Origin of the sequence: Rugamonas sp. (assembly GCF_025354735.1) — a bacterium.
In the GTDB taxonomy this organism is placed as follows: Bacteria; Pseudomonadota; Gammaproteobacteria; order Burkholderiales; family Burkholderiaceae_D; genus Rugamonas.
The window spans coordinates 1-8051 of the sequence record NZ_JANXMI010000124.1; the positions used below are offsets into that span (position 1 = coordinate 1).

Consider the following 8051-nt stretch of genomic DNA (forward strand, 5'->3'; position numbering starts at 1 on the left):
TCAGGTAACGATCACCATGGTTGAAATCGAAATAGACGGCAAAAAAGTCGAAGTCCCTGCTGGTAGCATGGTGATGGACGCCGCCAATAAATTGGGAACCTACATCCCGCACTTCTGCTATCACAAGAAATTGTCGATCGCAGCGAACTGCCGCATGTGCCTGGTCGAAGTGGAAAAGGCCCCCAAGCCTTTGCCCGCTTGCGCGACCCCGGTATCGGCCGGCATGATCGTGCGCTCGGCCAGCGACAAGGCCGTGCAAGCCCAGAAGGGCGTGATGGAATTCCTGCTGATTAATCACCCGCTCGACTGCCCGATCTGCGATCAGGGCGGCGAATGCCAGTTGCAGGATCTGGCCGTCGGCTACGGCAACAGCGCGTCCCGCTACGAGGAAGACAAGCGCGTCGTCACGCCCAAGGAAGCCGGTCCGCTGGTGTCCATGCAGGAAATGGCGCGCTGCATCCAGTGCACCCGCTGCGTACGCTTCGGCCAGGAAGTCGGCGGCGTCATGGAGCTGGGCATGATAGGCCGTGGCGAACATTCGGAAATCATTTCCTTCGTCGGCCAGACGGTCAACTCCGAAATGTCGGGCAATATGATCGATCTGTGCCCGGTCGGCGCGCTGACCTCCAAGCCGTTCCGCTACAGCGCCCGCACCTGGGAACTGTCGCGCCGCAAATCGGTCAGCCCGCACGACGGCCTGGGCGCCAACCTCATCGTTCAGGTGAAGGGGGGCGAAGTCAAGCGCGTGCTGCCGCTGGAAAACGACGACGTCAACGAATGCTGGATCTCGGACAAGGACCGCTTCGCCTACGAAGGCTTGAACAGCGCCGAGCGCCTGACCCAGCCGATGTTGAAGCAGGGCGGCCAGTGGAAAGAAGTCGACTGGCAGACCGCGCTCGAATACGTGGCGCACGGCCTGAAGAACATCAAGCACGAACACGGCGCCAACGCCATCGCGTCCATCGCCACCGCCCACTCGACCGTCGAAGAACTCCACCTGCTGCAAAAGCTGACCCGCGCCCTCGGTTCGGACAGCGTCGACACCCGTTTGCGCCAGAGCGATTTCTCGCTGGCCGGCGTGTCGCCGTGGCTGGGCATGTCGATCAACGAATTCGCGGAACTCAATCGCGCCTTCGTCATCGGCTCCTTCCTGCGTAAAGACCACCCGCTGCTGGCCACGCGCCTGCGCCTGGCGGTGAAGGGCGGCGCCAAGCTGTCCATCCTGCACGCCGCCGACGACAATCTGCTGATCGACGTCGCCAACAAGATGATCGTCGCGCCAAGCGACTGGCTGGCCGCGCTGTCGGAAGTCGTCGTCGCCGTCGCCACAGCGAAAGAGATCGCCGCACCGGCCGGCTTCGAAGCCATCACCGCCTCGGACGTCGCGACCAAAATCGCCGCCAGCCTGCTGTCGGGCGAGAACAAGGCTGTCCTGCTCGGTAACGCCGTGACGCAACACGCGCAAGCGGCCGCGCTGCACGCCGCCGCCCAGTGGATCGCCGAGAACACCGGCGCCAAGTTCGGCTACCTGACCGAGGCCGCCAACACCGTCGGCGCCAACCTGGTCAACGCCAACAGCGGCACCGCGCCCGTCTTCACGACGCCTAAGCAAGCGTACGTGCTGCTGAACGCCGAGCCTGAACTGGACGCCGCCAATCCGCGCGCCGCTGTCGCCGCCCTGCAAAAAGCGGAAATGGTGGTCGTCATGTCGCCGTTCAAGCACGGCATGGACTACGCCGACGTGCTGCTGCCGGTGTCGCCGTTCAGCGAAACCTCGGGCACCTTCGTCAACTGCGAAGGCCGCGCGCAAAGCTTCAACGGCACCGTCAAGCCGCTGCTGGAAACCCGCCCGGCCTGGAAAGTGCTGCGCGTGCTCGGCAACATCCTCGGCCTGTCCGGTTTCGACTACGACACCTCCGAAGCGATCCGCGACGAAGTGCTCGGCGCCGGTGTGACCGACCTGTCGGCCCGCCTGAGCAACATGGCCGCTCTGGCTCCGATGGCTACCGGCCACACGGCCAGCGGTTGGCTGCAGGTCTCCGGTCTGCAACGCGTCGCCGACGTGCCGATCTACTTCGCCGACGCCCTGGTGCGCCGCGCCGCTTCGCTGCAACTGACCAACGACGCGGCCGCCCCGACGGCGCGCCTGTCGCCGCAACTGGCGCAGCAGCTGGGCGTGTCGGCCGGCGACAAGGTCAAAGTGTCGCAGGGTTCCGGCCACGCGATCCTGGTCGCCGAAGTCGACGCTGGCTTGCCAGCCAACGTGGTCCGCGTCGCCGCCGCCCACGCCAGCACCGCCGCGCTCGATGGCATGTTCGCTTCGATCACCGTTGAAAAAGCAGGAGAGGGTAAATAATGGCTCTGCCTGAATTCGTCACCGTCATCAACAACACCGGCGCGTCGCTGATGCCCGCGCCGCTGTGGATGTTCGTCTGGACCATCATCAAGATCCTCTGCGTCACCTTGCCGCTGATGGGTCTGGTCGCCTACGCCACGCTGTGGGAGCGCAAGCTGATCGGCTGGATCCAGATCCGTATCGGTCCCAACCGCGTCGGCCCGATGGGCTTGCTGCAGCCGATCGCCGATGCGCTCAAGCTGCTGTTCAAGGAAATCATCACGCCGGCCAAGGCCAGCGCGGGCTTGTTCGTGCTCGGTCCCATCATAACCATCGCCCCGGCGCTGGCCGCCTGGTCGGTGATTCCCTTCGGCCCTGAAGCGGTGCTGGCCAATGTCAACGCCGGCCTGCTGCTGCTGCTGGCGATCACGTCGCTGGAAGTCTACGGCATCATCATCGCCGGCTGGTCGTCGAACTCGAAGTACTCCTTCATGGGGGCGATGCGCGCCTCGGCCCAGATGATTTCCTACGAAATCCCGATGGGCTTCGTGCTGGTGGTGATCCTGATGGTGTCCGGTTCGCTGAACTTCATCGACATCGTCAGCGGCCAGGAAAAGGGCTACTTCGTCGAGCACGGCCTGAACTTCCTGTCGTGGAACTGGCTGCCGCTGCTGCCGCTGTTCGTCGTCTACCTGACGTCCGGGCTGGCCGAAGCGAACCGCCACCCCTTCGACGTCGTCGAGGGCGAGTCCGAAATCGTCGCCGGCCACATGGTCGAATACTCGGGCATGGCCTACGCCATGTTCATGCTGGCCGAATACGCCAACATGATTTTGATCGGCACCCTGGGCGCCATCATGTTCATGGGCGGCTGGGCCGCACCGTTCAAGTTCCTCGAATTCTGGGGCGGTTTCGGTGGCTTCTTCTGGCTGTTCGCGAAAGCGTTCTTCATCGTGTCGCTGTTCGTATGGGTCCGCGGTACCTTCCCGCGCTACCGCTATGACCAGATCATGCGTTTGGGTTGGAAAGTGTTCATCCCGCTGACGCTGGTTTACCTCGTCGTCGTCGCCGGCGTCATGCAAACCTCCTGGAATATCTGGAAGTAAGGAAGAAAAATGGAACGTATCAAAGACTTCTTCGGCAGCTTCATGCTGACCGAATTGATCAAAGGGATGGCGCTGACGGGCAAGTATATGTTCTCGCGCAAAATCACCGTGCAGTACCCGGAAGAGAAGACGCCGATGTCGCCGCGCTTCCGCGGCCTGCACGCGCTGCGCCGCTATCCGAACGGCGAAGAACGCTGCATCGCCTGCAAGCTGTGCGAAGCGGTGTGCCCGGCCATGGCCATCACCATCGAGTCGGAACAGCGGGAAGACGGTTCGCGCCGCACCACGCGCTACGACATCGACCTGACCAAGTGCATCTTCTGCGGCTTCTGCGAGGAATCCTGCCCGGTCGACTCGATCGTCGAGACGCACGTGCTGGAATACCACGGCGAGAAACGCGGCGATCTGTACTACACGAAAGAGATGCTGCTGGCCGTCGGCGACCGTTATGAAGACGAGATCGCCGCCGCCCGCGCGGCCGATGCTCCTTACCGCTGATCGCCAGTCAGGCGCGCCCCGACCCTCGCTGTGGAGGAGGGCGGGGCGCGACGATCGTTAAACCGTAGGTCTCTTGGGTTAGTTTATGGAATTTACAACTGTCTTGTTTTACGTGTTCGCGGCCATCATGGTTCTCGCCGCCACGCGCGTCATCACGGCCCGCAATCCGGTGCAAGCGGCGCTGTTCCTGGTGCTCGCATTCTTCTCGGCCGCCGGCATCTGGATGCTGTTGCAGGCCGAGTTCCTCGCCATCGTGCTGGTGCTGGTCTACGTCGGCGCCGTCATGGTGCTGTTCCTGTTCGTGGTCATGATGATCGACATCGACATGGACAAGATGCGCGAAGGCTTCTGGGGTTATCTGCCGGTGGCCAGCGCCGTCGGCGTCGTCATCGTGCTGGAAATGGCGGCCGTGCTGTGGCGCTCCTTCCTCACCTTCGACGGCCAGGTGCCGAACGCCGGCAACATCGGCGGCACCAAGGAACTGGGCCTGCTGATCTACACCAAATATATATACGGCTTCGAAATCGCCGCCGCCATCCTGCTGGTGGCGATCATCGCCGCCGTCGCGCTGACGCTGCGCAAGCGCAAGGACACCAAGCACTTCGCCCCTGGCGACGCCGTGCGCGTGAAACGTAACGACCGCCTGCGCATCGTCAAGATGGATGCGGTCAGCACCCGCGGCGCTGCCGCCGCGGTGGAAACCAAGGAGGCGCCATGACCTTATCGCTCGCTCACTACCTCGTACTCGGCGCGATCCTGTTCGCGATCTCCATCGTCGGTATTTTCCTGAACCGCAAGAACGTCATCGTGCTGCTGATGGCCATCGAACTGATGCTGCTGGCCGTGAACATGAACTTCATCGCGTTCTCGCATTATCTGGGCGACGCCGCGGGGCAGATCTTCGTGTTCTTCATCCTGACCGTGGCCGCCGCCGAATCGGCGATCGGCCTGGCGATTCTGGTGGTGATGTTCCGTAACCTGGACACCATCAATGTGGAAGACCTGGATAGCCTCAAGGGTTAAACCCGTACGGTGCAGTGTCAGTTCGTTTCAATCTCGAATAATAACGATTAAGGTTCATCATGGCGGGTCTCAACCCTAACCTCCTTCTTGCCGTACCTCTGGCGCCGCTGGCCGGCGCTGCGATTGCGGGCTTGTTCGGAACCAGTTTCTTCGGCAACGTGGTCGGACGCAAGACGTCGCATACGGCTACTATCTTAGGTGTCTTCATCGCGCTCGTGATCTCGGTCATGACGCTGATGGACGTGCTCAACGGCGCCACCTTCAACGGCACCATCTACAACTGGATGACCGTGGCCGGCATGAAGATGGAAGTCGGCTTCCAGATCGACTCGCTGTCGGCGATGATGATGTGTGTCGTCACCTTCGTGTCGCTGATGGTGCACATCTACACCATCGGCTACATGAAGGACGACGCCGGCTACAACCGCTTCTTCGCCTACATCTCGCTGTTCACGTTCTCGATGCTGATGCTGGTCATGGCCAACAACTTCCTGCAGCTGTTCTTCGGCTGGGAAGCGGTGGGCCTGGTGTCCTACCTGCTGATCGGCTTCTGGTACACGCGGCCGACGGCCATCGTCGCCAACATGAAGGCCTTCCTCGTCAACCGGGTCGGCGACTTCGGCTTCATCCTCGGCATCGGCCTGCTGCTGGCCTACACCGGCACCATGAATTACCAGGAAGTGTTCGCCAAGCGCGAAGCGCTGGCGCTGCTGACCCTGCCGGGCACGGACTGGATGCTGCTGACGGTGGCCTGCATCTGCCTGTTCATCGGCGCGATGGGCAAGTCGGCCCAGTTCCCGCTGCACGTGTGGCTGCCTGACTCGATGGAAGGCCCGACCCCGATCTCCGCGCTGATCCACGCCGCGACCATGGTCACGGCCGGCATCTTCATGGTGTCGCGCATGTCGCCGCTGTTCGAACTGTCGGACACGGCGCTGTCCTTCATCCTCATCATCGGCTCGATCACCGCGCTGTTCATGGGCTTCCTGGGCATCATCCAGAACGACATCAAGCGCGTCGTCGCCTACTCGACCCTGTCGCAGCTGGGCTACATGACCGTCGCGCTCGGTTCGTCGGCCTACTCGGTCGCCGTGTTCCACCTGATGACGCACGCCTTCTTCAAGGCCCTGCTGTTCCTCGGCGCCGGCTCGGTCATCATCGGCATGCACCACGACCAGGACATCCGCAACATGGGCGGCCTGCGTAAATACATGCCGATCACGTGGATCACGTCGCTGATCGGTTCGCTGGCCCTGATCGGCACGCCGTTCTTCGCCGGTTTCTACTCGAAGGACAGCATCATCGACGCCGTCGCCGAAACCCATATCTTCGGTTCCGGCTTCGCCAACTTCGCCGTGCTGGCCGGCGTGTTCGTCACCGCCTTCTACTCCTTCCGCATGTACTTCCTCGTGTTCCACGGCGAGGAGCGCTTCGGCAAGGCCCATGCGCATGACGAGCACCACCATCCGGTGGCCGCCCACGCCGCCCACATCGCCCACGCCGATCACTCGGACCACGCCGATCCGGCCGCCCACGGCCACGATACGGACGCCCACGACGAAGACGACGACTACGCCCACCACGGCCTGGAGCCCGGCCAGAAGCCGCATGAATCGCCATTCGTGGTCTGGTTCCCGCTGGTGATGCTGGCCATCCCGTCGGTCATCATCGGCTACCTGACCATCGGTCCGATGATCTTCGGCGACTTCTTCAAGGGCGTCATCTTCATCGGCGAAAACCACCACGGCATCGAGAAGCTGGCCGAGGAATTCCACGGCCCGCTGGCCATGGCCTTGCACTCGGTGACCTCGCTGACCCTGTGGCTGGCGATCGCCGGCGTGGCGTCGGCCTACTACTGCTACATGATTAACCCGCGCGTGCCGGCCTGGTTCTTCGCCAAGTTCCACGCCATCCACACGCTGCTCGACAACAAGTACTACATGGACAAGTTCAACGAAGTGGTGTTCGCTGGTGGCGCGCGCCTGCTCGGCAACGGCCTGTGGAATGTGGGCGACAAGTTCCTGATCGACGGCCTGGTGGTCAACGGCAGCGCCAAAGTAGTGGGCTGGTTCGCGGCGCTGACGCGCCTGGGCCAGACCGGTTACATCTACCACTACGCCTTCGTCATGATCCTCGGCATTCTGGGGTTCCTGGTCTACTTCCTGCCGTTTTGGCACGCTTAATTAGCCGACACGCTAGCTGACACGCAAAGAGATAACGATAACCATGATGCAGTCAATTTCTACTCTTCCTCCCTACCTGAGCCTGGCGATCTGGCTTCCGGTCCTGTTCGGGGTACTGGTGCTGGCCCTGGGCCGCGACAGCAACGCCGGCGCCGTGCGCGTCGGCGCGCTGATCGGCGCGCTCATCAGCTTCGCCGCCACCATCCCGCTCGTCACGCACTTCGACAACGCCGCCCACGGCATGCAGTTCGTCGAACTGTCGCCGTGGATAGACCGCTTCCACATCATGTACTCGCTCGGCATCGACGGCCTGTCGCTGTGGTTCGTGCCGCTGACGGCCTTCATCACCGTGATCGTCGTGATCTCGGCCTGGCAGGTCATCACCAAGCGCGTGGCGCAGTACATGGGCGCCTTCCTGATTCTGTCGGGACTGATGATCGGCGTGTTCGCCGCCATGGACGGCCTGCTGTTCTACTTCTTCTTTGAAGCGACCCTGATCCCGATGTTCATCATCATCGGCATCTGGGGCGGCGAGAACCGCGTCTACGCCTCGTTCAAGTTCTTTCTGTACACCTTCTTCGGCTCGCTGCTGACGCTGGTCGCCATCATCTACCTGTACAACGTTTCCGGCGGCAGCTTCGACATCCTGATGTGGCAGCGCATTTCGCTGACCATGCGCGAACAGATCTTCATCTTCCTGGCCTTCCTGATGGCCTTCGCCGTCAAGGTGCCGATGTTCCCGGTCCACACCTGGCTGCCGGACGTCCACGTCGAAGCGCCGACCGGCGGCTCGGCCGTGCTGGCCGCCATCATGCTGAAGCTGGGCGCGTACGGCTTCCTGCGGTTCTCGCTGCCGATCGCGCCGGACGCCTCGCACTACCTGTCCGGCTTCATCATCACGCTGTC

The 8051-nt window shown here is 62.4% G+C and carries 7 protein-coding genes; all 7 read left to right on the forward strand.

Annotated elements, in window-relative coordinates; translation table 11 throughout:
• Nucleotides 1-16: 16 nt before the first annotated feature.
• Nucleotides 17-2356: an NADH-quinone oxidoreductase subunit NuoG gene (gene nuoG / locus Q0S71_RS10230; protein WP_295994523.1), complete on the forward strand. Its 2340-nt coding sequence runs from the start codon at nucleotides 17-19 to the stop codon at nucleotides 2354-2356.
• Complete coding sequence (gene nuoH / locus Q0S71_RS10235) at nucleotides 2356-3441, forward strand: NADH-quinone oxidoreductase subunit NuoH (RefSeq protein ID WP_295994492.1); 1086 nt, start codon at nucleotides 2356-2358, stop codon at nucleotides 3439-3441. Before nuoG ends, nuoH begins: the two co-directional genes overlap by 1 nt.
• Nucleotides 3442-3450: 9 nt before the next feature.
• Nucleotides 3451-3939, forward strand: coding sequence for an NADH-quinone oxidoreductase subunit NuoI (gene nuoI, locus Q0S71_RS10240; RefSeq protein ID WP_295994495.1), 489 nt, complete (start codon nucleotides 3451-3453; stop codon nucleotides 3937-3939).
• A gap of 85 nt (nucleotides 3940-4024) precedes the next feature.
• Nucleotides 4025-4657 carry an NADH-quinone oxidoreductase subunit J gene (locus Q0S71_RS10245; protein ID WP_295994498.1) on the forward strand — a complete coding sequence of 211 codons (633 nt, stop codon included), beginning with the start codon at nucleotides 4025-4027 and terminating at the stop codon, nucleotides 4655-4657.
• On the forward strand, nucleotides 4654-4962 hold the full coding sequence (gene nuoK / locus Q0S71_RS10250) for an NADH-quinone oxidoreductase subunit NuoK (RefSeq protein WP_028104269.1): 309 nt from the start codon (nucleotides 4654-4656) through the stop codon (nucleotides 4960-4962). The genes Q0S71_RS10245 and nuoK overlap by 4 nt, the downstream gene beginning before the upstream one ends.
• A gap of 59 nt (nucleotides 4963-5021) precedes the next feature.
• Nucleotides 5022-7145 (forward strand): NADH-quinone oxidoreductase subunit L, encoded by a 2124-nt coding sequence (gene nuoL / locus Q0S71_RS10255; protein ID WP_295994517.1) that lies wholly within the window; start codon nucleotides 5022-5024, stop codon nucleotides 7143-7145.
• A 43-nt stretch (nucleotides 7146-7188) separates the two neighbouring features.
• Nucleotides 7189-8051, forward strand: an 863-nt coding sequence (locus Q0S71_RS10260) for an NADH-quinone oxidoreductase subunit M (RefSeq protein ID WP_295994520.1), incomplete at its 3' end; no start/stop codon positions are given.